25 protein-coding genes and 1 tRNA gene are annotated in these 26,137 nt (G+C 33.7%); 22 read left to right on the top strand and 4 right to left on the bottom strand.

Annotated features, from left to right (window positions below; translation table 11 throughout):
* Positions 1–92 precede the first annotated feature (92 nt).
* The 20 genes from KA845_RS04060 (at position 93) to KA845_RS03965 (ending at position 22,060) form a co-directional block, all read left to right on the top strand.
* Positions 93–734, top strand: a complete 642-nt coding sequence (locus tag KA845_RS04060; protein WP_002509842.1) for a YfbR-like 5'-deoxynucleotidase — start codon at positions 93–95, stop codon at positions 732–734.
* A 5-nt stretch (positions 735–739) separates the two neighbouring features.
* Positions 740–973 (top strand): CsbA family protein, encoded by a 234-nt coding sequence (locus KA845_RS04055; protein WP_002509841.1) that lies wholly within the window; start codon positions 740–742, stop codon positions 971–973.
* Between the two features lie 297 nt (positions 974–1,270).
* Positions 1,271–3,253, top strand: a complete 1,983-nt coding sequence (gene uvrB / locus KA845_RS04050) for an excinuclease ABC subunit UvrB (RefSeq protein WP_021459135.1) — start codon at positions 1,271–1,273, stop codon at positions 3,251–3,253.
* A gap of 8 nt (positions 3,254–3,261) precedes the next feature.
* Positions 3,262–6,105 (top strand): excinuclease ABC subunit UvrA, encoded by a 2,844-nt coding sequence (uvrA, locus tag KA845_RS04045; RefSeq protein ID WP_021459134.1) that lies wholly within the window; start codon positions 3,262–3,264, stop codon positions 6,103–6,105.
* Positions 6,106–6,239: 134 nt separating this feature from the next.
* Entirely contained in the window at positions 6,240–8,363 is a 2,124-nt protein-coding gene (locus KA845_RS04040; RefSeq protein ID WP_204172107.1) for a BglG family transcription antiterminator, read from the top strand.
* A 17-nt stretch (positions 8,364–8,380) separates the two neighbouring features.
* Positions 8,381–8,845, top strand: coding sequence for a PTS sugar transporter subunit IIA (locus tag KA845_RS04035; RefSeq protein WP_002509837.1), 465 nt, complete (start codon positions 8,381–8,383; stop codon positions 8,843–8,845).
* A 94-nt stretch (positions 8,846–8,939) separates the two neighbouring features.
* Entirely contained in the window at positions 8,940–9,218 is a 279-nt protein-coding gene (locus KA845_RS04030; RefSeq protein ID WP_002509836.1) for a PTS sugar transporter subunit IIB, read from the top strand.
* Positions 9,219–9,337: 119 nt separating this feature from the next.
* The gene (locus KA845_RS04025; RefSeq protein ID WP_002509835.1) at positions 9,338–10,597 is read left to right on the top strand and encodes a PTS galactitol transporter subunit IIC; all 1,260 of its coding nucleotides are present in this window, start codon (positions 9,338–9,340) and stop codon (positions 10,595–10,597) included.
* A 17-nt stretch (positions 10,598–10,614) separates the two neighbouring features.
* Entirely contained in the window at positions 10,615–11,646 is a 1,032-nt protein-coding gene (locus KA845_RS04020; protein ID WP_002509834.1) for a zinc-binding dehydrogenase, read from the top strand.
* Between the two features lie 23 nt (positions 11,647–11,669).
* Positions 11,670–11,825: a hypothetical protein gene (locus KA845_RS04015; RefSeq protein WP_002509833.1), complete on the top strand. Its 156-nt coding sequence runs from the start codon at positions 11,670–11,672 to the stop codon at positions 11,823–11,825.
* Positions 11,826–11,878: 53 nt separating this feature from the next.
* Positions 11,879–12,919 (top strand): galactitol-1-phosphate 5-dehydrogenase, encoded by a 1,041-nt coding sequence (locus tag KA845_RS04010; RefSeq protein WP_002509832.1) that lies wholly within the window; start codon positions 11,879–11,881, stop codon positions 12,917–12,919.
* Between the two features lie 290 nt (positions 12,920–13,209).
* A complete protein-coding gene (hprK, locus tag KA845_RS04005) occupies positions 13,210–14,154 on the top strand; it encodes an HPr(Ser) kinase/phosphatase (RefSeq protein WP_204172108.1) in 945 nt (314 codons plus the stop codon).
* The gene (gene lgt / locus KA845_RS04000; protein WP_002509830.1) at positions 14,151–14,984 is read left to right on the top strand and encodes a prolipoprotein diacylglyceryl transferase; all 834 of its coding nucleotides are present in this window, start codon (positions 14,151–14,153) and stop codon (positions 14,982–14,984) included. The genes hprK and lgt overlap by 4 nt, the downstream gene beginning before the upstream one ends.
* Positions 14,985–14,992: 8 nt before the next feature.
* A complete protein-coding gene (locus tag KA845_RS03995) occupies positions 14,993–15,472 on the top strand; it encodes an acyltransferase (protein WP_002509829.1) in 480 nt (159 codons plus the stop codon).
* A 29-nt stretch (positions 15,473–15,501) separates the two neighbouring features.
* Complete coding sequence (locus KA845_RS03990) at positions 15,502–16,938, top strand: tetratricopeptide repeat protein (RefSeq protein WP_021459129.1); 1,437 nt, start codon at positions 15,502–15,504, stop codon at positions 16,936–16,938.
* A 62-nt stretch (positions 16,939–17,000) separates the two neighbouring features.
* The gene (gene trxB, locus KA845_RS03985; RefSeq protein WP_002509827.1) at positions 17,001–17,945 is read left to right on the top strand and encodes a thioredoxin-disulfide reductase; all 945 of its coding nucleotides are present in this window, start codon (positions 17,001–17,003) and stop codon (positions 17,943–17,945) included.
* 190 nt (positions 17,946–18,135) lie between these two features.
* The gene (gene rapZ / locus KA845_RS03980) at positions 18,136–19,056 is read left to right on the top strand and encodes an RNase adapter RapZ (protein WP_002509826.1); all 921 of its coding nucleotides are present in this window, start codon (positions 18,136–18,138) and stop codon (positions 19,054–19,056) included.
* The gene (locus KA845_RS03975) at positions 19,043–20,044 is read left to right on the top strand and encodes a gluconeogenesis factor YvcK family protein (RefSeq protein ID WP_021459128.1); all 1,002 of its coding nucleotides are present in this window, start codon (positions 19,043–19,045) and stop codon (positions 20,042–20,044) included. Before rapZ ends, KA845_RS03975 begins: the two co-directional genes overlap by 14 nt.
* A 30-nt stretch (positions 20,045–20,074) precedes the next feature.
* Positions 20,075–21,016, top strand: coding sequence for a DNA-binding protein WhiA (gene whiA, locus KA845_RS03970; protein WP_002509824.1), 942 nt, complete (start codon positions 20,075–20,077; stop codon positions 21,014–21,016).
* An 819-nt stretch (positions 21,017–21,835) separates the two neighbouring features.
* A complete protein-coding gene (locus tag KA845_RS03965; RefSeq protein ID WP_002509822.1) occupies positions 21,836–22,060 on the top strand; it encodes a hypothetical protein in 225 nt (74 codons plus the stop codon).
* Positions 22,061–22,562: 502 nt separating this feature from the next.
* Here the strand turns inward: KA845_RS03965 and KA845_RS03960 are convergent.
* A tRNA-Arg gene (locus KA845_RS03960) sits at positions 22,563–22,634 on the bottom strand.
* 149 nt (positions 22,635–22,783) lie between these two features.
* Between KA845_RS03960 and clpP the strand changes: the two genes are divergently transcribed.
* Positions 22,784–23,368, top strand: coding sequence for an ATP-dependent Clp endopeptidase proteolytic subunit ClpP (clpP, locus tag KA845_RS03955; protein WP_002509821.1), 585 nt, complete (start codon positions 22,784–22,786; stop codon positions 23,366–23,368).
* Positions 23,369–23,432: 64 nt separating this feature from the next.
* On the opposite strand, the gene KA845_RS03950 is transcribed toward clpP, so the two are convergent.
* Both KA845_RS03950 and KA845_RS03945 read right to left on the bottom strand, forming a co-directional pair.
* Positions 23,433–24,326: a TIGR01777 family oxidoreductase gene (locus KA845_RS03950; RefSeq protein ID WP_002509820.1), complete on the bottom strand. Its 894-nt coding sequence runs from the start codon at positions 24,324–24,326 to the stop codon at positions 23,433–23,435.
* Between the two features lie 232 nt (positions 24,327–24,558).
* Positions 24,559–24,747 carry a hypothetical protein gene (locus KA845_RS03945; protein WP_002510692.1) on the bottom strand — a complete coding sequence of 63 codons (189 nt, stop codon included), beginning with the start codon at positions 24,745–24,747 and terminating at the stop codon, positions 24,559–24,561.
* Positions 24,748–25,061: 314 nt separating this feature from the next.
* On the opposite strand from KA845_RS03945, the gene KA845_RS03940 reads away from it, so the two are divergent.
* Positions 25,062–25,706, top strand: a complete 645-nt coding sequence (locus tag KA845_RS03940; RefSeq protein ID WP_210127796.1) for a DUF4887 domain-containing protein — start codon at positions 25,062–25,064, stop codon at positions 25,704–25,706.
* 41 nt (positions 25,707–25,747) lie between these two features.
* On the opposite strand, the gene KA845_RS03935 is transcribed toward KA845_RS03940, so the two are convergent.
* Complete coding sequence (locus KA845_RS03935; RefSeq protein WP_002510535.1) at positions 25,748–25,966, bottom strand: hypothetical protein; 219 nt, start codon at positions 25,964–25,966, stop codon at positions 25,748–25,750.
* Between the last annotated feature and the right edge of the window lie 171 nt (positions 25,967–26,137).

The raw sequence follows: 26,137 nt of genomic DNA, 5'->3' as shown, positions 1-26,137 counted from the left end.
ACTTTAATAATTAAGTTGGTATGAAAATTGATTTTCTTGTTTGTTATAATAAAAGCAAGTATAATCATTGTTTAAACAAGGAGGCGTATGTCATGGGTGTACATCAATATTTTAAACGCTTATCCGATTTGGAAAAGTTAATCAGACTACCAGGAAAATTTAAATATTTTGAGCATAATGTAGCTGCGCATTCATTTAAAGTTACAAAAATCGCGCAATATTTAGCAACTGTGGAAGAGTATAACGGCAACGAAGTGGATTGGAAAAGCTTATATGAAAAAGCATTAAACCATGACTTTGCTGAAATTTTCACAGGAGATATTAAAACTCCGGTGAAATACGCTAGTGGCGAATTGAAAAAATTGTTTTCTCAAGTTGAAGAAGAAATGGTAGATACTTTTATTAGTGAAGAAATACCTACACCTTATCAAGATGTTTATCGAGAACGATTACAGGAAGGTAAGGATGATTCATTAGAAGGACAAATATTATCAGTTGCTGATAAAATTGACTTATTATATGAAACTTTCGGAGAAATTCAAAAACGTAACCCGGAACAGCTCTTCTTTGAAATTTATGAAATGTCTTTAGAAACAATTATGCAATTTGACCATTTAAGTTCGGTACAAGATTTCATAGACAACGTAATTCCTGAAATGTTAACTGAGAAATTTATTCCAAAATCTGAATTGCGTGAAACAACAATGGCAATTTTAAATAAAAGAAATGAGTGACATATATGATTTGGTATATACTCGCATCATTCTTCCCGTGTATACTTGTCATTTTATTTAGTGTGGTGACTAGAAGTAAATGGGTTGGTACAATTTTAGTACTCGTCTTAATCGGTGCATCGATTCAAAAAGGTTTTTTTCATAATGAGTGGATTATCTTTATTGATGTAGTATCCATACTTGCAGGGTACGTGATTATTGACCAATTACAATTGCATAAAAAAGAAGATGAAGATTAACGGGTATATACAATGTATAAACAGTTCGATTGCAATAAATGCTGTTTAATAAGTATACTTATATAACTCAATAACAAACATGAAAAAACAAACATAGTGTGAACTATGTTTGTTTTTTTCTATGTGTGAGTGAGAGTAATCATTTTAAACGAACAAATGTTTGTATATTTCGAACAGAATCTGTTAAAATAGTATGCAAGTGAAATAGATTTTAAACAATTGATATAATTAATAATCTACAGTATGAGCAATGAATTAACTAACGTTAAACGTAATATATAGGAGGAATGTGTCACTATGGAACATTATCCATTCAAATTAGTTTCCGACTTTGAACCAGAAGGTGACCAACCGGAAGCAATTCGAAAAATTGTCAATGGTGTGAATGCAGGAGAACGACATCAAACCTTACTAGGTGCTACAGGTACAGGAAAAACATTTACGATGAGTAATGTAATTAAGGAAGTGGGCAAACCGACCTTGATTATTGCCCATAATAAAACCTTAGCAGGACAATTATACAGTGAATTTAAAGAATTTTTTCCAGAAAATAGAGTAGAGTATTTTGTAAGTTATTACGATTATTATCAACCAGAAGCATATGTACCTTCTACCGATACATTTATTGAAAAAGATGCTTCAATCAATGATGAAATAGACCAATTGCGACATTCTGCAACAAGTGCCTTATTTGAACGTGATGACGTTATAATTATTGCCAGTGTTAGTTGTATTTATGGTTTAGGTAATCCAGATGAATATCGTGATTTAGTTGTGAGTGTACGTGTTGGTATGGAAATGGATCGTAGTGAACTATTGCGCAAATTAGTAGATGTACAATATACGAGAAATGATATTGATTTTAGACGTGGAACATTTAGAGTGAGAGGCGATGTTGTAGAAATTTTCCCAGCCTCACGTGAAGAAATGTGTATCCGCGTTGAGTTTTTTGGAGATGAAATAGATCGCATTCGTGAAGTGAATTATTTAACAGGTGAAGTATTGAGAGAACGAGATCATTTTGCGATTTTCCCAGCTTCTCACTTCGTTACACGTGAAGAAAAAATGAAATCAGCAATACAACGTATCGAAAATGAATTAGCTGAACAATTAGAAAAATTACGCAGTGAAAATAAATTATTAGAAGCACAGCGTTTAGAACAACGTACCAATTATGATTTAGAAATGATGCGAGAAATGGGCTTTTGTTCTGGTATTGAAAACTATTCGGTGCACTTAACATTGAGACCGTTAGGCTCCACACCATACACATTATTAGATTATTTTGGAGACGACTGGTTAGTTATGATTGATGAGTCTCATGTTACTTTGCCTCAAATAAGAGGTATGTATAATGGTGACCGTGCACGTAAGCAAGTATTGGTGGATCATGGATTTAGACTACCTAGTGCACTTGATAATAGACCGCTCCAATTTGAAGAATTTGAGTCTAAAACACGTCAACTCGTTTATGTTTCTGCTACGCCAGGGCCATATGAATTAGAACATACCGATGAAATGGTCGAACAAATTATTAGGCCAACTGGTCTATTAGATCCAAAAATTGATGTACGCCCTACAGAAAATCAAATTGATGATTTATTAGGTGAAATCCAAGGACGTATTGAAAATGATGAACGTGTACTTATTACGACATTGACTAAAAAAATGAGTGAAGATTTAACGACCTATCTGAAAGAAGCGGGTATTAAAGTAAACTATCTTCATTCAGAAATTAAAACATTAGAACGTATTGAAATAATACGAGATTTACGTATGGGTACGTATGATGTCGTTGTAGGTATTAACTTATTACGTGAAGGTATAGATATACCAGAAGTATCCTTAGTTGTTATATTAGATGCTGATAAAGAAGGGTTCTTGCGTTCTGAACGTTCCCTTGTACAAACGATAGGTCGTGCAGCACGTAACAGTAAAGGTGAAGTTATTATGTACGGTGATAAGATAACGGATTCTATGCAATATGCTTTAGATGAAACAGAACGTAGACGTCAAATACAAATGGCTTACAATGAAAAACATAATATTACACCGACGACAATCAATAAGAAAATTCATGATGTTATTAGTGCTACGGTAGATTCAGATGAAACAAATGAACAACAACAAACAGAAGTACCGAAAAAACTTACGAAAAAAGAACGCGAAAAAACGATTCAAAATATCGAAAAAGAAATGAAGCAAGCAGCTAAAGACTTAGACTTTGAAAGAGCAACAGAATTACGTGACATGTTATTCGAATTAAAAGCAGAAGGGTGACATAAAGTATGAAAGAGCCATCAATTGTAGTAAGAGGGGCGAGAGCCCATAATTTGAAAGATGTTGATATCGAGATACCGAAAAATAAATTAATAGTGATGACAGGCCTTTCAGGTTCAGGTAAATCATCATTAGCATTTGATACGATTTATGCAGAGGGACAAAGACGTTACGTAGAATCATTAAGTGCTTATGCACGTCAATTTTTAGGACAGATGGATAAACCAGATGTAGATACGATTGAAGGTTTGTCACCAGCAATTTCAATCGATCAAAAAACAACAAGTAAAAATCCTAGATCTATCGTTGCAACTGTTACTGAAATTTATGATTATATTCGTTTACTTTATGCACGTGTAGGCAAGGCATACTGTCCAAATCATCATATCGAAATTGAATCGCAAACCGTACAACAAATGGTGGATCGTATTTTAGAATTAGAAGAACGTACAAAAATTCAACTATTAGCACCAATTGTCAATCATCGCAAAGGATCACATGAAAAATTAATTGAAGATATAAGTAAAAAAGGTTATGTACGTGTGCGTGTTGATGGGGACATTATAGATGTAAATGATGTTCCTCAATTAGATAAAAATAAAAATCACACAATAGAAGTGGTCATTGACAGATTAGTAGTCAAATCTGGTATAGAAACACGTCTTGCCGATTCAATTGAGACAGCATTAAATTTAGCAGAAGGTAATTTAGTTGTAGATATTATTGATGGTGATGAACTGAAGTTTTCTGAAAACCATGCTTGTCCGATTTGTGGATTCTCTATCGGTGAATTAGAACCACGTATGTTTAGTTTTAATAGTCCTTTCGGTGCTTGTCCTACCTGTGATGGTTTAGGTCAAAAATTAATGGTGGATTTAGATTTAGTAGTGCCAGATAAAAACGCTACATTAAATGATGGCGCAATTTTACCGTGGGAGTCTACTAGCTCTGATTATTACCCAACATTGTTAAAACGTGTATGCAAAGTTTATAAAATAAATATGGATAAACCATATAAAAAATTAACTGATAGACAAAAAGATATTATAATGTATGGTTCGAAAGGTAAGGAAATTGAATTTACTTTTGAACAACGTAACGGTCAGAAGCGTACACGTACGATGGAGTTTGAAGGGGTAGTTAACAACATCAATCGTCGTTATCACGAATCACCTTCAGAATATGTGAGAGAAATGATGAGTAAATACATGACTGAGTTACCATGTGAAACTTGTCATGGTCAACGTCTAAGTAAAGAAGCATTAGCAGTCTATGTAGCTGATTTAAATATCGGTGAAGTTATAAATAAATCAATTAAAGATGCATTGCACTTTTATGAAACGATTGAATTGTCAGCACAAGATCGTACAATTGCTGACCAAATATTAAAAGAAATCATTTCAAGATTGAAGTTTTTATTTAATGTTGGCTTAGAATATTTGACGTTAAATCGTTCTTCAGGCACTTTGTCTGGTGGTGAGGCGCAACGTATTAGATTAGCGACTCAAATCGGTTCACGACTATCAGGTGTCTTGTATGTATTAGACGAACCATCCATCGGTTTGCATCAACGAGACAATGATCGATTAATTGAGACATTGAAAGAAATGCGTGATTTAGGTAATACTTTAATCGTGGTTGAACATGATGATGATACTATGCGCGCAGCAGATTATTTAGTAGATGTTGGTCCGGGTGCTGGTAATCATGGTGGTGAGATTGTTGCGAGCGGTACACCGCAACAAGTTATGCAAGAAGCGCAATCTTTAACTGGTCAATATTTAAGTGGTAAAAAACAAATCGATGTACCTGAACATCGTCGAGAAATTACGCAACGACAAATTCACGTTACTGGTGCACGTAGTAATAACTTAAAAAATGTAGATGTATCATTCCCATTATCAACAATGACTGTAGTTACAGGTGTATCTGGTTCTGGTAAGAGTTCATTAGTTAATGAAGTTTTATATAAATCTTTAGCTAAAGAAATTAATAAGTCAAAAGTTAAACCGGGTGATTGTGACGCAGTGACTGGTATTGAAGAATTAGATCGTATTATAGATATTGACCAATCACCTATTGGGCGTACACCACGTTCAAACCCTGCTACTTATACAGGGGTTTTTGATAATATCCGTGATATTTTTGCACAAACTAATGAAGCCAAAATACGAGGTTATAATAAAGGACGCTTCAGTTTTAATGTCAAAGGTGGACGTTGCGAAGCATGTAAAGGTGATGGTATTATCAAGATTGAGATGCACTTTTTACCGGATGTATATGTTCCGTGCGAAGTATGTGATGGATCACGATATAATCGTGAAACATTAGAAGTAACATATAAAGGGAAAAATATCGCAGATGTATTGAACATGACCGCGGAAGAAGCGACTTATTTCTTTGAAAATGTACCTAAAATTCATCGCAAATTAAAGACACTTGTAGATGTTGGTTTAGGGTATGTGACTCTGGGTCAACCAGCTACGACGTTATCTGGTGGTGAAGCCCAACGTGTGAAATTAGCTTCAGAGTTGCATAAACGTTCTACTGGTCGTTCGATTTATATATTAGATGAACCTACGACTGGATTACATGTAGATGATATTAGTCGACTTTTATCTGTACTTAATACGTTAGTTGAAAATGGCGATACAGTTGTCATTATTGAACATAATTTAGATGTCATTAAAACTGCTGATCACCTGATTGATTTAGGACCTGAAGGTGGCGATGGCGGTGGTACAATTATTGCTACTGGTACACCTGAAGATATAGCGGAAGTATCAGAAAGTTACACTGGACATTATTTAAAAACAGTATTAGCACGTGATAAAGCTAACCAAAAATCATAAGAATTTTAATTTAGAGCAAAGTAGTCATTTGATATAGCAAATGGCTACTTTGCTCTTTTTATGTGTCAGGACAAGGTTTATGAGACAAGGTCACAACGATGTACAACGCGAAAGCGCCTTTTTGTGACTAATCCATGTACCACCGTTGGTTGAATTATGGTAAGTTGAATTTAACCAATAAAGGGGGGATAAAAATTATAGAAACAGAAAATTATAAAATTATTCTTCAAATTGTCAAGAACCCCGCAATTAAAAGTAAAACCTTAGAAACGCAATTTAATTTGTCACGTCGGCAATTAAGTTACAGAATTGACAAAATTAATCAATGGCTTAGTAAAGCTTCATATGAACAAATAACACGGACGAAGCAAGGTCATTTTATCGTTGATCCTACTGTTAAGGAAGCGCTCAACATTGATGATGTCGATATATCTGTAAATGACAAAGAATTTTACAATGTAGAGCAACGTCAGTACATTATTTTATTAATGTTATTTAACTCTACACCTTATTTATCATTAGATCATTTTGCGTTAGATCTTAAAGTAAGTAAAAATACTGTGCTTAATGATATAAAAAAAGTGAAAACACAGTTAGCTCAATACAATTTAACGTTACGTTATTCTCGAAAACAAGGATATGCCTTAATGGGTGATGAATTACAAACACGTAAATTGGCGATCAAACTTATTATTAACAGTACACATACACAATTGTCTAGTCACGAGATGAGACATTTTCTAGGTGTAACTGAAGATGATATGACGATAATTAATAAGCAAATGACCAAGATTGAAAGTTTTTTACGGAAAAAGTATGTAGATCATAGTTTAAATCTGTTCCCATATTTACTGAATATATTTTTTAATCGTATTGAACAAGGTTACATCATTAACCATTTTAAAATAGATTATAGTGCTTTGTCAGATACACAAGAATACAAAGCTACAGAAATTTTATTGGAGCCATTTTCTGATGTACCTATGGAAGAAAGGTTATATGTTACTTTGCACTTACTATCAACGAGCATGCAATGGTCAGAACAGCCAGAAACTACTGCTTTTCCACAATTGAAGTCAGTGCTTATTACTACACTACAACGATTTGAACAAATAACCTGTATTCAATTTGAGAATAAAGATCAACTTTTGAAACAATTACTATGGCATATGAAACCCGCATTTTATCGTATTAAATATCAATTATCTGATATCCAAGAGTTAGAAAATCCATTACATGGAGAATATCGAGAGCTGTTTCATTTAGTAAAGCAATCGATCCAACCGCTTGAACATTATTTAGGTCAAACATTGCCTGATAATGAAATTGCATATTTAACAATGCTTATCGGTGGCAGTCTGAGACGACAAGATATTGATATTGAACAAAGCTTAAAAGCAGTTGTAGTGTGCACGCAAGGGCATTCTGTATCACAGATGATGTTGCAAGAACTTAGAGGCCTATTTCCAGAAATTATCTTTTTAGATGCTTTGTCATTATCAACATTTAATAATTATTCTTTAGATTATGATATCGTCTTTGCGCCCATGCATGTGATGACTACAAAAACATTATTTATTACAAAATCGTTTTTAAATGCGCAGGAGAAAAAATTATTGCGACAAGAAGTGTTGAAAACGTTTGGAGATTCTACGGAAAATACAATGAATGTTGAAGCCTTTATGGAAACGATTAAAGCACATGCCAATGTGTTTGATGAGGAAGGATTATACGAACGTATTAAAGATCATTTAGCTTATCTCCAACCAATAAGTACGATTAATTCAGCAACATTATCTTTAAATAATGAATTGAATTTAAAAGATTTATTACCTACAACACATATAAAGCAATGTAATGAAGTTAAAACGATGGACGAAGCGATTGCATTAGCAAGTGAGCCATTATTAAGCGCACAATATATAGAACCTCAATATGTAGAAGCAATGCAACAACATTTTGATGATACTTATATGGTAATTCAAAATAACATCGCTATTCCACATGCCATGAGTGACGGTGGTGTAAAACGTACAGCTATGAGTATGCTCGTATTACAAGAGCCACTCATTATTAATAAGCAACATCCAATTCATATTATTGTTGTGATTGCTGCAACGGATAAGGTAAAACACTTGAGACCTTTGTTACAGCTAAGAGATTTGGCACAAAGCAACCAAGATATCAACTGTATTCAAGAAGCACAAACAATACAAGAAATCGTTCAAATTATTGAACAGTATTCCAAAATTGAATAAAAATGAGGTGCGCTTAGATGACAAAAATAAGTATTGAATCATCTAATGTTTTATTAGATGTACAAGTAGAATCAGCGTCTGAAGCTTTGCAGCAATTATCGCAAACGCTTTTTCAAAATGGTTATGTCAAAGCAAGTTATGAGTCAGCCGTAATAGCACGAGAACAAGAATTTCCGACAGGTTTGCCAACGAATTATTGTGGTGTTGCTATTCCACATACAGACCCACAACATGTAAATGATAAAGCAATCGGTATTGCTGTATTGGCAGAAGCAGTTCCTTTCGTAATGATGGGGGAAACTGAAGCAACAACACCAGTAAAAATAATTTTTATGTTAGCTATGGACAAAGGTGATGCACAACTAACATTATTACAAAAACTCATGTCTCTTTTGCAAAATGATGAAACATTAGCAACGTTAGCCGAAGCAACAAATAAGGAAACGATTGTCAGAGTGATAGAACAACAATTAGCAGAATAATTTATTATGTTCTGGTGATACAACACCAGAAAAAATATTCGAATATTCTGAAATTAAATTATCAATAAATAGTTAATATTAGGAGGAGTTATTTATGAAACAAGTATTAGTAGCATGTGGTGCAGGTATTGCAACTTCAACGGTGGTAAATAATGCAATTGAGGAAATGGCAAAAGAACACAATATCAAGGTGGATTTGAAGCAAATTAAAATTACCGAAGTTGGACCTTATGAAGATACAGCAGATTTATTAGTTACTACTGCAATGACGAAAAAAGAATATCATTTCCCAGTAATTAATGCACGTAATTTCTTAACAGGTATTGGTGTTGAAGATACTAAAAAAGAAATTTTAGAAGTGTTAAAACAATAACAACTCAATAAATTAGTAAAAAGGATCATTCAAAAATCATACTAGATAAACATAACGCATTATATTGTGATACAACCTAGTAAAAATGATCCTTTTTTATAAAGGGATGGAGCGATTATATGGATACTTTTGTAGATTTTATTAAAGGGTTTTTAGATTTAGGAGCAACAGTAATTTTGCCTATCGTTATATTTTTATTGGGGCTCTTCTTTAGACAAAAGGTTGGCGCAGCATTTCGTTCAGGTTTGACGATTGGTGTAGCATTTGTCGGTATCTTTTTAGTAATTGATTTACTTGTGAAAAATTTAGGTCCTGCAGCACAAGCGATGGTTAAGAATTTAGGTGTTAGCTTAAATGTAATTGATGTAGGTTGGCCTGCCACTTCATCTATAGCATGGGCATCTAGTATTGCAGCTTTTATTATACCTTTAGGTATTTTAATCAATGTGGCTATGTTACTTACGAAAACAACTAAAACAATGAACGTTGATATTTGGAACTTTTGGCATTATACATTTTGTGGTGCCATGGTGTATGCAGTGTCGGGTAGTATTTGGCAAGCCTTAGTGGCAGCTGTAATTTTCCAAATTGTCTGCTTAAAAGTAGCAGATTGGACAGCGCCAATGATGAGTGAATTCTTTGATTTACCGGGAGTGTCATTAGCTACTGGTAGTACAATTTCATACGCTCCAGGAATCTTCTTAGTTAAAGGGCTTCAAAAAATACCTGGCTTAAAAAAATTAGAAGCAGACCCGGATACAATTCAAAAACGTTTTGGTGCTTTTGGTGAATCTATTTTTGTTGGACTGGTATTAGGTCTAGCTATTGGTATTTTGGCCGGTTATGATCCAGGTAAAGTTATTAATTTAGGGATGTCAATGGCAGCAGTAATGGTATTAATGCCACGTATGGTAAAAATTTTAATGGAAGGTTTAATGCCTGTCTCGGAATCTGCACGTACTTGGTTGAATAAGCGATTTGGAGAACGTGAAATCTATATCGGACTAGATGCGGCAGTAGCACTCGGTCATCCAGCAGTCATTTCTACAGCATTAATTTTAGTGCCAGTTACAGTATTACTAGCAGTTATATTACCTGGTAACCAAGTATTACCTTTTGGTGACTTAGCAACGATACCTTTTGTTGTAGCGTTTATCGTAGGAGCTGCACGTGGAAATATTATACATTCAGTTATTGTAGGTGCAATTATGATTGCAATCTCTTTATATATTGCTACAGATGTTGCTCCGATATTTACAGAAATGGCAAGTGGCACAAATGTTGAAATGCCTAAGGGTAGTTCGCAAATTTCAAGTATTGACCAAGGCGGTAACATACTAAATTGGATTATTTATAAATTCTTCAATTTATTTAACTAGTGGAGGAGTGAGACATAATGAAAGGTTTAGTAAAAACGCAAGCTGGGTTTGGACATTTAGCATTACAAGAGCAAACAATTGCTGCTCTAGGTGACGACGAGATTAAAATAAAAGTACATTATGCGGGTGTATGTGGTACAGATATTCATACGTATGAGGGACACTACAACGTAAATTATCCAGTGACATTAGGTCATGAATTTGCTGGTGAAATTGTGGAATTAGGCAACAATGTAGAAGGCTTTAACATTGGTGACCGTGTGACATCAGAGACAACGTATTATATTTGTGGACAATGCCAATATTGTGCTACAGGTGACTATAATTTATGCAGTAAAAGAAGGGGACTAGGAACGCAACAAGACGGTGCATTTGCTCCGTTTGTTATTGCACGAGCGGCAAGTGTACATCGATTACCAGACAACGTCACTTATCAAGCTGCTGCAATGACTGAACCACTAGCTTGTGCACATCATGCCGTTGCTAAAATTGATGTTAAAAAAGGTGATAAAGCGGTAATTATGGGGCCCGGACCGATTGGATTATTAGTTGCTCAAGTTGTGAAAAGCAAAGGTGCAGAGATTATTATTACTGGCTTAGACAATGATCAAGCGCGATTAGATAAAGCAGCTGCGTTACAACTAGACCATGTTGTAAATTTGCAACATACCAATTTGCAACAATACACTGACGATCTAACTTCAGGTTATGGTGTTGACATAGTTATTGAATGTTCAGGTGCGGTTCCAGCAGCTAACCAAGGATTATCCTTATTAAGAAAAAAAGGTAGTTTTGTACAATTAGGTATATTTAAAGACGATAAAATTGAATTTGATATGGATAAAGTAATTCAAAAAGAGATTACGGTGGTAGGTAGTCGAAGTCAAAAGCCAGCGGATTGGGAGCCATCATTACAATTACTTAGCGATGGTTCGGTCAACGCTGAGACTTTAGTTACTAAAATTTTGAACATTAGTGAATGGGATACCGCATACCAACATATAAAAAGTGGAGAAGGAATTAAAGTTTTACTCAAACCAGTGGAATAATACGTTAAGAGGGAGACGATACTATGGTCGAAGCTATGTTAGATTTTATGATTGGACCGATGAGACAGCTTACAGACGTCTATATGGAACATCAATTGATATGTAATACTGCTGTGATTGCGAGTTATTTTGCAGCTATATTTGTGAAAAAACAAAGGGTAAAGCAAGATAATAGTTAAAATAAGATAGCACCGGTGTGTTTTAAGCTACCTTTTAGGAAAAGAGGGATGATATGAAGGCTTTGAATTTATATGGTGTTGAGGATATCAGATGCGAAGAGACAGTAATGCCAACGATTGTTAATCCAGATGATATACTGATAGAGGTTAAAGCAACGGGTATTTGCGGTTCTGATAGTTCAAGATATAAAAAATTAGGACCTTATATTAAAGGTATGACGTTTGGTCATGAATTTTCAGGGGTTGTCGCTGCTGTAGGGGCAGATGTGTCAACGGTGAATAAAGGTGATGCAGTCGTTGGTTGTCCTGCCATCGTTTGTTATGAGTGTGAATACTGTGAAAGAGGTGAGTATGCACGCTGTAACAATTTATTTGTGACAGGCTCATATCGACCAGGATCATTTGCTCAATATATTTGCTTGCCAGAAAGTAATGTCTTACCTATGGATGAAGCTATTGGATTTGAGCAAGGTGCTATGATAGAGCCGTCCGCAGTGGTGGCACATGGTTTTTATCAGTCACAAATTAAACCTGGAGATACAGTTGCGATAATAGGTTGTGGTAGCATTGGCTTACTTGCAGTACAATGGGCAAAAATATTTGGTGCAGCACAAATCATTGCCATAGATATTGATGATAATAAATTGACGCTTGCACAACAATTCGGTGCCGATATTTTAATTAATTCACACACACAATCATTGGCACAACAAAAAGAGCAATTGTTTCCCTCTGGTGTTGATTTAGCTGTTGAATCTGCGGGGGCGCCACAAACGATAAACGATGCCTTGATGTTGCCCCAAAAAGGTGGCGAAGTAATCTTAATAGGTATTCCTTATGCTGATATGGTTATTGAACGTCAATACTTTGAAAAAATATTACGCAATGAATTAAATGTTATAGGTTCTTGGAATGGTATATCTAGTCCGTTTCCAGGTAAAGAATGGAAAGCCACATTACATTATATGGCTACAGGTGACTTAAATGTAAAACCAATGATTACCACAAGAGTGGCTTTAGATGAAGGACCAGAAATATTTGATAAACTCGTAAATCATAAAGAAAAGTACAATAAAATTATGTTTATTCCATAACTAACAAAAAACCAGTGCTATATTTTATCATTATAAAATGTGGCGCTGTTTTTTATTGTTATAAAGAGGATGATTGCTAAATCTTAAAAAATTTTATAATTTAGAAGTTAGTTTGTATAAAGCATATTTTTTTATGTATAATGAAGTGTCTAATAACGTTACCATTTACGATGCACATTGATTTATAATAAATAGAAAATTTTAAAGATAGTTTTTTATATGGATAATCGCATCTTTTTGATATGATATTAACATGATAAGAATAGGAAAAACATTATTGAGGTGAACCTATGTTAACGACTAAAAATTTAGTGGAACGGTTTGATTTGGAATTAATTGCAGGGGAAGCGGGTTTAGAAAATCAGATTAAAAACACTGATATTTCCAGACCAGGATTAGAAATGGCAGGTTATTTCTCTCACTATGCATCAGATCGTATTCAATTATTAGGAACAACTGAATTGTCATTTTATAATCTATTGCCCGATGAGGAACGTAAAGGCAGAATGCGCAAATTGTGCCGTCCAGAAACACCAGCAATTATTATAACACGTGACTTAGAACCACCAGGGGAATTAGTAGAAGCAGCGAAAGAATTAGATACGCCGTTAATTACATCAAAAGATGCGACAACACAATTGATGAGCCGTCTAACGACTTATTTGGAGCATGAATTAGCACGTACAACATCACTACATGGCGTGCTTGTTGATGTTTATGGTGTAGGAGTTTTAATTACAGGTGATTCTGGTATTGGGAAAAGTGAAACTGCATTAGAGCTTGTGAAGCGCGGTCACCGTTTAGTAGCAGACGATAATGTTGAAATTAGAGAAATTAGTAAAGATGAATTAATAGGAAAGCCACCGAAATTAATCGAACATTTATTAGAAATCCGAGGTTTAGGTATTATTAATGTTATGACATTGTTTGGTGCAGGTGCCATTTTAACGGAAAAACGTATTCGTTTAAATATTCATTTGGAAAATTGGCATGAAGATAAATTGTATGATCGTGTTGGTTTGAATGAAGAAAAATTACAAATTTTAGATAACGAAATTACTAAAAAGACGATACCAGTTCGACCGGGCCGAAATGTCGCTGTTATTTTAGAAGTTGCAGCTATGAACTATCGTTTGAATATTATGGGGATTAATACTGCTGAAGAATTTAACGACCGTTTAAATGCAGAGATTTTACGAAATGGTAATCAGAATGAGAGGGACTCAAAAGAATGATGTTAAGCTATATAGATCCCATTGCATTTGAACTAGGGCCATTAGCTGTACGATGGTATGGTGTGATAATTGCTGTAGGCATATTACTAGGCTATTTTATTGCACAGGCAAGTGTGCAACGTGTTGGCCATGATAAAGATACACTTGTAGATATAATCTTTTGGAGTGCTATTTTTGGATTTATAGTAGCACGTTTATACTTTGTTATATTCCAATGGCCGTATTATATACAAAACCCTATAGAAATACCGATGATTTGGCATGGTGGTATTGCAATACACGGTGGATTAATAGGTGGTTTTGTTACCGGTATTATTTTATGTAAAATTAAAAATTTAAATCCTTTTCAAATTGGTGATGTTATAGCGCCAAGTATGATTTTAGGTCAAGGTATAGGTAGATGGGGAAACTTTGTAAACCATGAAGCACACGGTGGTCCAGTGTCACGTACATTTTTAGAAAATTTACATATACCGGATTTTATAATCAACAACATGTATATTGATGGTAAATATTACCATCCTACATTCTTATATGAATCTGTATGGGATATTTTAGGTTTCATAGTATTAATTGTATTACGCAAACATTTAAGAGTTGGAGATACATTCTGTCTATACCTTATCTGGTATTCAATTGGACGATTCTTTGTAGAAGGTATGAGAACGGATAGTCTGATGTTGACAGAAGGTATACGTGTAGCGCAATTGATGTCTGTTATATTAATTATTGTTGGCATTGCAATCATGATTATCAGACGTGTGAAATACGACTCACCGCGTTATCGTGAAGCGGGAGCACTAAGTTGGCCAACTAAAAAGGCGAAGTGAGATAAAACATGAGAAATGTTAAAAAAATAGCTGTATTAGGGAAAAATCCACTATGGCACATGTATCGATATGTTAAAAAAGTTAAGATCTTTAAACAAACTATAGTCATTGAACTATGTCGCTTTGTACCAAGTGTACGTTTGAAACATTTTCTTTATCGACATGTCTTGCATATGAAAGTAGGTGCTAATACTGCATTTGCTTATAAAGTGATACCGGATATTTTGTACCCAGAATACATTACAATTGGAAAAAATTGTGTTGTCGGTTACAATACTACAATTTTAACGCATGAATTTTTAGTAGATGAGTTTAGAACAGGTAAAGTAATTATCGGGAACGATACTTTAATTGGTGCGAATTGTACGATATTGCCTGGTGTGGTCATAGGTTCAAATGTTAAGGTGGGTGCTGGAGCTGTTGTAAGTAAAGACATACCTGACAATGCATTTGCCTATGGAAATCCATTGCATATTGTGAAACAATAAAAAGAACTTGCTAAAGGAGGTGAGCATGGATGGCACATAACGACAAAATTATATCAATGAAGTTAGACGCTGATTTTTATAAACGCAGAGGCGAATCAAAATTTGAACAACAGGATTATAATAAAGCGGCAACGTTTTTTAGAAAAGTGCTTGAAATGTCACCTCAAGATTTTGATGTTAAAGTCAGTTATGCCACGTGTTTAGTGAAATTAGGTCAAGGCCAAAGAGCTGAAAGACTGTTTTATGAAAGTGTTGCACAAAATGAATTTGTTGCCGAAAGTTTCTATCAATTAAGTCAGTTAAACATTGAGTTAAATGAACCAAACAAGGCTTTCTTGTTTGGTATTAATTATGTATTAGTTTCAAATGATGACGAATACCAAACGCAACTAGATGAAATGTTTGAAGTGTCGTATAGTTCAGAGCACGATATTGAACAAGAAAGTCAACTCTTTGCAATACAACTAATTTTTCAATATTTATTTTCACAAGGACGTTTACCAGAAGCGAAAGCATATATTCTACGTCAGAATGCAGTGATTCAACAACATAAAATTATTCGTAATTTATTAGCAATGTGTTATTTGTATTTAAACGAATATGATATAGCTAAGACTATGTTTGAACAATTATTATCTGAAGATGCTACAGATATGCACGCGTTGTGTCATTACACGTTGTTACTATACAACACTAAAGAAAAAGAAAAATATCAACAATATTTAAAGTTACTAGGAAAAGTAGTGCCAATGAATGAAGATGAAGCTTTTAAATTAGGCATCGTCTTAAGTTATTTGAAAGAATATCAAGCTTCGCAAAACCTCTTATTGCCTCTTTATAAAAAAGGTAAGTTTCTGTCGATTCAAATGTATAATGCTTTAAGTTTTAATCATTATTATTTAGATCAGTTAGAGGATAGTAAATTCTTTTGGTCAAAACTTCAAGAAATATCAAAAGTAGACATGGGCTATGCCCCGTGGAAAATTGAAGAAAGTAAAGATTATTTTAACAATCAAATTCTACCTTTATTGTTGAATGATGATAGTCATCATCGATTATATGGCATATTTTTACTAAATCAATTAAAGGGCAGAGAAGTATTGCTCACGGAAGAAATATGGTCGATTTTAGAAACAATGAATGATTATGAAAAATTGTATCTCACATATTTAATCCAAGGATTGAAATTAACAAAATTAGATTTTATTCACCGTGGATTGTTAAAACTATATGAAACACAACACTTGAAACAAGATGAAGAATTGTTTATTGTATGGATTGATCAAGCCGAAGCAATAATCGCAGACAATAAAGATTTAACACATGTTGAATGGTATCTTGCAGCATTTGCATATATACATTATCAACATAAAAATAAAAAATTAACGAAACAACAAGTTATGGATTGGTTCGAAGTGACACGCTATCGCTTAGATCAAACCATTCAATATCTCATGAGCATATAAGTTTAAGAAATGCAAGAAATAATATATAATGCGCATAATGAATATAAATAGGAGGCAATGAAATGACTGAACAAGTAGACTTTGATGTTGCTATAATTGGTGCAGGACCAGCTGGTATGACTGCAGCTGTATATGCATCACGTGCGAATTTAAGTACAGTAATGATAGAAAGAGGTATGCCAGGCGGTCAAATGGCAAATACAGAAGAAGTAGAAAATTTCCCAGGTTTTGAAATGGTTACGGGACCAGATTTATCTACTAAAATGTTTGAACATGCGAAAAAGTTTGGTGCTAAATACCAATATGGTGATATTAAATCAGTCGAAGACAAAGGTGACTATAAAGTTGTAGATTTAGGCAATAGCCAAATTACAGCACACGTAGTTATCATCACTACTGGTGCCGAATACAAAAAAATTGGAGTACCAGGTGAACAAGAGCTTGGAGGTCGTGGTGTCAGCTATTGTGCAGTATGTGACGGAGCATTCTTTAAAGGTAAAAAACTATTCGTTATCGGTGGCGGAGATTCAGCAGTTGAAGAAGGTACATTCTTAACTAAATTTGCTGATAGTGTTACTATCGTACACAGAAGAGATGAATTACGTGCACAAAAAATATTGCAAGATCGTGCATTCAAAAATGATAAAATTGATTTCATTTGGAGTCATACGCTAAAAACAATTAATGAAAAAGATGGCAAAGTAGGTTCAGTTACGTTAGCATCAACTGTAGATGGAACTGAACAAACATTAGATGCTGACGGTGTATTTGTTTATATCGGCATGAAGCCACTAACTGCACCTTTCCAAAATCTTGGTATTACCAATGATGTAGGATATATCTTAACAGACGAAGAAATGCAAACATCTATACCAGGTATTTACGCGGCTGGCGATGTACGAGAAAAAGGTTTACGTCAAATCGTAACTGCGACTGGTGACGGTAGTATTGCTGCACAAAATGCGCAAGCATATATTGAAGAATTAAAAGATCGAATTGAAGCGTAATTAGCAACTAAGAAATAGCTAGTGTGAGGACTTACAGTTAAAGTAACGTAAACTTGCACTAGCTTTTTTATGTTTTGCTGTCCATCATGTAGTAAAATTACTATCGTGCAATTGAAATTTGTTGTAAAATATATTACGATAGCATGATTGTGTCCAAATAACATATTAAACAATGGATGGTGTATAACAAATGCAACATAAAGAAAAGGAAATCGTAAAAAGTGAATTATTAGTGATTACTGGCTTATCCGGAGCTGGAAAGTCTTTAGTAATTCAAAGTTTAGAAGATATTGGTTATTTTTGTGTCGATAATTTACCGCCGATATTATTGCCTAAATTTGTAGAATTAATGGAACAAGGTAATCCATCACTACAAAAGGTTGCCATCGCCATTGATTTAAGAGGAAAAGAACTGTTCAAATCATTAGTGCAGGAAATGGACCAAATTAAAAGTCGTGGAGACGTTATTGTTGATTTAATGTTTTTAGAAGCTACTACGGAAAAGTTAGTATCTCGTTATAAAGAAACCCGTAGAGCGCATCCACTTAATGATAACGGTCAACGCCCACTTATGGAATCTATTGAGGAAGAACGCTATCTGCTTACTGAAATTCGCAGCTTAGCGAATTACATTATTGATACATCAAATATTAAACCTAAAGAACTTAAAAGTCGTGTGAATGATTATTTTAATAATGATAATTTTGAAACGTTTAGTATTAATGTAACGAGTTTTGGTTTTAAACACGGTATGCAAATCGATGCTGATTTAGTGTTTGATGTTCGCTTTTTACCTAATCCGTACTATGTAGAATCTTTAAGACCACTAACAGGTGAAGATGAGGCAGTTTATAAATATGTTATGAAATGGAAAGAAACAACTATTTTTTATGAGAAATTGATGGACTTATTAAAATTTATGATTCCAGGATATAAAAAAGAAGGGAAGACACAGCTTGTGATTGCTTTAGGTTGTACAGGCGGACAGCATCGCTCCGTCGCTTTAGCGAAACGTATTGGAGAATCGCTAAGAGAAAGTTTTGACTATAACGTTTATGTTCATCATAGAGATGCACATATTGAAAGTGGCGAACAAAATGGAAAAAATTAAGCTCGTACTCATCGGTGGCGGTACAGGACTTTCTGTCTTAGCACGTGGACTTAGAGATTACAATATAGATATCACAACTATTGTAACTGTGGCAGATGATGGGGGAAGCACTGGTAAAATTCGTAATGAAATGAATATTCCTGCACCCGGTGACATCCGAAATGTAATTTCAGCGTTAAGTGAAGCAGAACCTATGATTGATGCTTTATTTAAATACCGTTTCCAAGAAAATCAAATAGAAGGTCACGCACTAGGAAATTTACTTATTGCTGCCTTGACAAATATAACGGATGACTTTGGTCATGCGGTTAAAGAATTGAGTAAAATTTTAAATATTAAAGGTCAGGTTATCCCATCAACTAACGAAAGTGTGCGTTTAAATGCAGTGATGGAAGATGGCGAAATTGTCCATGGAGAGTCTAATATACCAAAGAAAAATAAGAAAATTAAACAAGTTTTTCTTGAACCTCAAGATGTAAAACCTATGGCAGAAGCAACTCAAGCATTAAAAGATGCTGATTTAATTGTATTAGGACCTGGTTCACTTTACACCAGTGTGATATCTAATTTGTGTGTTGAGGGAATTGCGCAAACATTGGTGGAAAGCGAAGCGCCAAAACTTTATGTTACTAATGTGATGACGCAAGCTGGTGAAACGAATGATTACACGGCGTATGATCATATTAAAGCTATACATGATCATGTTGGACAGGCATTTATTGATAGTACGATTTGTGGACCGCAAACATACAATAAAGAAGTATTAAAACGATATATCCAAGAGAATGCAACGCCGGTAATATGTGATTATGAAGTATTAGAGAATGAAAATATTGCAGTCTACACACATCCCGACTTAGTGCAAATTTCATCTGAGTATTATGTTAGGCATAATACTAAAGTATTGTCGAAAATGATTTATGAAATTGCTTTAGATACAACAAGAACGATTAAATTTAATCCCAAAAAAGAAGACGATGAATTGTAATATGTAATATAAGAAAAGGAATGGATAGCTATGAGCTTTGCATCAGACATGAAAAATGAATTAACAAGAATTGAAGTTGATATAGACAACGCAAAAGCAGAGCTCAGTGCTTTGATCCGAATGAATGGTGCGTTGAGTCTAGCAAATCAACAGTTTGTAATAAATGTGCAAACTGAGAATGCTACAACTGCAAGACGTATATATTCATTAATAAAAAAAGTATTCCAAGTAGAGGTTGAAATCCTTGTAAGAAAGAAAATGAAATTAAAGAAAAATAATATTTATATTTGTCGAATAAAAATGCAATCACGTAAAATATTGGCAGACTTAGGTATATTGAAAGATGGTGTCTTTACCCACGAAATAGATGAATCTATGATAGCAGATGATGAAATGCGTCGTAGTTATTTGCGAGGAGCATTTTTAGCAGGTGGTTCGGTAAATAATCCTGAAACATCATCGTATCATTTAGAAATATTTTCATTATATGAAAGCCATTCAGAAGGATTAACGAAATTAATGAATGAATATGACCTTAATGGTAAACATTTAGAACGTAAAAAAGGAAGTATCGTTTATCTGAAGGAAGCTGAAAAAATATCTGATTTTCTTAGTTTAATTGGTGGTTACCAAGCGCTACTTAAGTTTGAAGATGTTAGAATTGTGCGTGATATGAGAAATTCAGTAAATAGGCTTGTGAACTGTGAAACTGCGAACTTAAATAAAACCGTAAGTGCTGCAATGAAACAAGTTGAAAGTATTCAATTGATAGACAAGGAAGTCGGTTTAGATAATTTACCTGATCGCCTAAGAGAAATAGCTAAATTACGTGTTGAGCATCAAGATGTGTCGTTAAAAGAATTAGGTGAAATGATGTCTACTGGTGCCATTTCAAAATCTGGAGTTAACCATCGTTTAAGAAAATTAAACGAAATGGCTGATAAAATACGCAGTGGCGAACAGATTGATTAAATAATAGTGCAATAGAGAAATCTACAGAGAGAGTAATAATATGGCTAATTTACTAATGTATCTAGCTTTCGTGTTATTTTTCGTATTAATCATACTTATTGTTTTGAGTGAGATTTTTACCATGACACCCGCCGGGAAAATTTTCGTAACTATGTTAATGATAGTATTAATTATTGGCATAGTCGTTTCCTATCAAAAGGGTTCAGATATGAGGAAACATGAAATCGATCCAATAGAATATCACAAAGTTTAATAGTTTAAATATAAACAAAGATACTTCCATAAAATGAAGATATCTTTCAGACTGTCGACAAAATTTCTGACTTTGTTGGCAGTTTTTTTTATGCACGCTTTCCGCGGGCACTGCCTTAGCCTGTAGTCTTCGGCAAGTGATCTTCCCGCAGGAGTCGGCCCAAAGCACTGCCAATCTATAGAAAATCTCTTAGGAAGGCTAATATTTAAGGACTGTTTACTGACGATAAAACAAGAGGCTACCGACAAAGTTTCTGATTTTGTGGGCAGTTTTTTTGTGCACGCTTTCCGCGGGCACTGCCTTAGCCTGTAGTCTTCGGCAAGTGATCTTCCCGCAGGAGTTGGCATAAATCGTTAGCCAATATAATACTAAAATATTACTTATTCAATGATTGTTTGTCATCAAGTCAATGAGACAAACAATCAAAGCAATAAAAACATCTATTCCTTTAGTATAAAAATTAATTGTCATAGTAAAACATAAAATATATCAATTATAGGTATACATGTTAGAATTGATATTAAGTTATTATAAAAGGAATTAGTTGTATAAGGAGCGTTAACGTAGTGAAAATTTTAGCTTATTTAAGACTTATCGCGATGGTGCTCATCATTTTTTGGGTTGTACGCGGCGTCATCATGATGATAGGTGATTTTATGGGAGTTGTTGCTTATAATCAACAACTTGTCATCGTAGGTTTAGCAACAATATTATTAAGTGAGTTTTATAGAGGGCGAAAGGCTTCGACTGCATTATTTGCAGTTGGCTTTTTATTAATCATTTTTGGTTAAGTAAAATATAAGAACGAAAAAGCAGAAACAAACATGTAATCAATTATGTGTTTGTTTTTTATTTATATGTCGCAGTTATATTGTATTTATAAAAAACAGTACAATCGGTACTTTTAAATATGTCTATTTAGCGCACTTACAGCATTTGTCAGAATGAGTGAAGAGTGGTTTCTAGCTATGAATTTAGTACCTGTAGCTTATCTTTAGTGAAATATTATATGCCGTATTGAAAAGTAAAAAGAAAGTTAATTTGGTATATAACTTATAAGCTACATGCTATAATCACTTTTATAAGGTATAGTAGTTGTGTTATATAAATAATAAAATGGATTAAACTACTTTTTAAGTTAATGTTATTAATAAAAAAACTACCTAAAAAATAGGTAGAAATTAAATGTTTTGATAGCATCTCAAATGTATAAATATATAAAGTGCCCAACGACGATTAATAAAACTTCTTAAAGCTTGTGGTAGCAAGAAGTAACGTTGAACACTAACTTAGCCCCCTCGAAGGGAATCGAACCCCTATTGTAAGAACCGGAATCTTAAGTGTTATCCATTACACTACGAGGGGTAAAATAAACAATACTTTAAGTTTACAAATCTTCAAAGTAATGGTCAATACACTTTTTAAAAAGAATAAAAAACATGAGTTTATTTTTTGACCATTTTTGACTTTTAGGTTAAAATAAATTCAACAGTTATAAATAAGGAGGAAATATAATGAATTTAATTCCTACAGTAATCGAAACAACAAATCGTGGTGAACGTGCTTATGACATTTACTCACGTTTATTAAAAGACCGTATAATTATGTTAGGTTCACAAATTGATGACAATGTTGCAAACTCAATTGTTTCTCAATTATTATTCTTACAAGCACAAGATGCTGAAAAAGATATTTACTTATATATCAATTCACCTGGTGGTAGTGTAACAGCTGGTTTTGCGATTTATGATACAATTCAACATATTAAACCAGATGTACAAACAATTTGTATTGGTATGGCTGCATCAATGGGTTCATTCTTATTATCAGCTGGTGCTAAAGGTAAACGTTTTGCGTTACCTAATGCTGAAGTTATGATTCACCAACCATTAGGTGGTGCCCAAGGTCAAGCGACAGAAATAGAAATTGCTGCGAACCATATCTTAAAAACAAGAGCTAAATTAAATAAAATTTTAGCTGAACGTACAGGTCAATCAATTGAAAAAATTGAAAAAGACACAGACCGTGATAATTTCTTATCTGCTGACGAAGCAAAAGAATATGGTTTAATTGACCATGTTATGGAACCAGAAGCATAAATAATTAAAACCAGTCCTATATAGGACTGGTTTTTTAATGTTTTATTCAATGATAATTAACTATTTAAATTAACTCTTCCACAGCTAATTTTAAATTTGGATAATTAAATTCAAAACCTAAAGCTTCTAATTTTGTTGGAATTACTTTTTGAGTATCTAAAGCGATTGTTGACATTTGACCTAACATGAGACGTATTAATGGTGATGGCACCCAAGTCCAATGTGGCTTATGACTAATTCTTGCTATCGTATAACCAAAAAGATTTTGACGTTCAACAACTGGTGCGGTTAAATTGAATGGTCCGCTTGCTCGTTCGTTATTAATGAGATATAAAATCGCACGTGTTAAGTCGTTAATATGAATCCATGAATACCATTGTTGGCCGGAACCTAACTTACCACCAACATTTAAATCATATGGTAATTTCATAAGTGGGAATGCACCACCTTGATTAGATAACACCATTCCAAAACGACCAATAACGACACGTGTACCAAACGACTCAAACTGTTTAGCTATACGTTCCCATTGATATACTACTTCTGATAAAAAATCAAAAGGTAATGACTGATATAATTCAGTGTAAGTTTGGTAAGCGTCAGGGCGGTAATAACCGACGGCACTCGCATTGAAGAATATCTCTGGTTTATGAGATCTATTACTAAATAAATTTACTAATGCTTGTGTTGATTGAATTCTACTTAGCATAATCGTTCTTTTGTATGATGGCGTCCAACGTTTATTTAACGTTGCGCCAGCTAAATTGATAACAATATCAATATCAGGCACGTTATTTTCCCAATTAGATTTAGACCAATTAACATAACGGATGTTAGAGTGAGTTGCACGTTGATCATGGCGAGTGAGGATAGTTATGTGTGCATCACTTTCGACGATTGCGTTCACGAGTTGGGTACCGATCATACCAGTACCACCTGTGATTAAATAGTGTTTCATAATATCACCTCTTATGTAGTTTGACGCTAATATTTCACTATTACAAGAATCACATAATATTTTGAATGAAAATTAGGTATATTTCAAATTGCTTAATTAATAAATATTGTAAAAGCGATGATTTTTATTAAAGTCATCGTGAAATTACTTGATTGTTTTAGTATACATTATATTTTTAAAGATAAGTTAAAGATTTGTTTTATAAGATATGATATTTGTAGATTTATGTAAATTACGTCAAAATTAAAATAATACCAATTATAAAGAAAACAATAAAAATAAATAGTATAAGTGTAATGACGAATTTAACAGTTGACGATTTGTGATTATCATTTGCCTCATTTTCAAGCATCATAGTTTTTACATTATTATGTTTTTTATTTGTATGTTGTGAATCATTGAAAGGATCTATTTGTTTCAAAATAAGCACCTCGCATTTAGATTAATGAATGACATAGTGAAAAATATTTAAATTTAGTTGTGTAGTCTTTGTATTATTAATAGTACTTCAACTCGTTTGTTAATTTATTTTACTACAAAATGTTTTGAAAATAAGCCAGGAGGTAATTTTAAATTAAAGAGTTTAATAAAATCCCTGAATAGTGTAAAATATAGTTTCGTACTTCAATAATCAAATACGCATAAAATGCATAGCATAAACGCAATATAATACTGAAAAGTGAGGGGGAAGTAAATGCACATCAAAAATTAATTTTGATGATAAGCATAAAAAATATGAGTAATTTGTCGAAAATTATAAGTGGAATAATTGTATTGTTATTACTTGGTGGCCTGATTTTTGCAATTTTTGCTTTTGTAGATCATTCTAATAAAGCTAATGAACGCTTATCTGATCAAAAACAAGAACAACAAGACAAAGATAAGAAAAAAGATAAAGATAAAGAAAAAAAGAAAAAAGATACTGAAGAGTCTACTCAAGAAACGCAACAAACACAACAAACGCAACAAACACAGCAAACTCAGCAAACACAACAAGTTCCTCAAACTACAGAAGAGACGAGACAGCCAGCGACAACAGAAGAACGTACGTCTGAGCCAAAAACAAAAGAACCAAAGACCGAAGAACCAAAGACCGAAGAACCTAAGACCAAAGAGCCATCTACAGAGGAACCAAAGACAGAAGAGCCAAAGACCAAAGAGCCGTCTACTGAAGAACCAAAGACAGAGGAACCAAAGACCGAAGAACCTGAAACAGAAGAACCATCTACAGAAGAGCCGTCTACTGAAGAACCGTCTACCGAAGAACCAAAGACCGAAGAACCGAAAACTCAAGATAAACCATCAACAAATAATAGTTCCCAAAACAGCGAAGGTTCATCACAACAAAGTAATCAGTCTAGCTCATCAGAAGATGATTAATAATAAACGCCTTAAGCAATCTGCTTAGGCGTTTTTTTGAATTAAAATATCCAATTTAAAATATAACTTACTAATGATGAAATTAGGAATAAGAGAAAAATGAGTGTGAAACAGCCGCAACCAATTGGACCACAACCACAATTAAAAGTTTTAATATAACCTCTTGATTGATAGTGACCGTTTTGGTTATTAAAATAATCATCATTTCGATATCGTTGATCACCTGGTTCAATAACTTCATTTTGTTTTTCTTTGGACAAATTATGCCCCTCCACTTCACAAGAATAAAAATTTAATTATACTTAAATTATGATGGACAGTGTCTCTGTGGGTCAATTTATTTCACTGCAAATTTGTAGTTTAGTGATGATTAGATTTAAGTAATAAGGGTATTATTGATAACGTAAGACCTTATAGCAATGATGTAAGCA

Source organism: Staphylococcus sp. GDX8P114P-2 (assembly GCF_017892945.1).
Classification (GTDB): Bacteria; Bacillota; Bacilli; order Staphylococcales; family Staphylococcaceae; genus Staphylococcus; species Staphylococcus arlettae.
The sequence above is the reverse complement of the archived record's forward strand: the minus strand, read 5'-3'. Positions and strand labels throughout refer to the sequence as shown.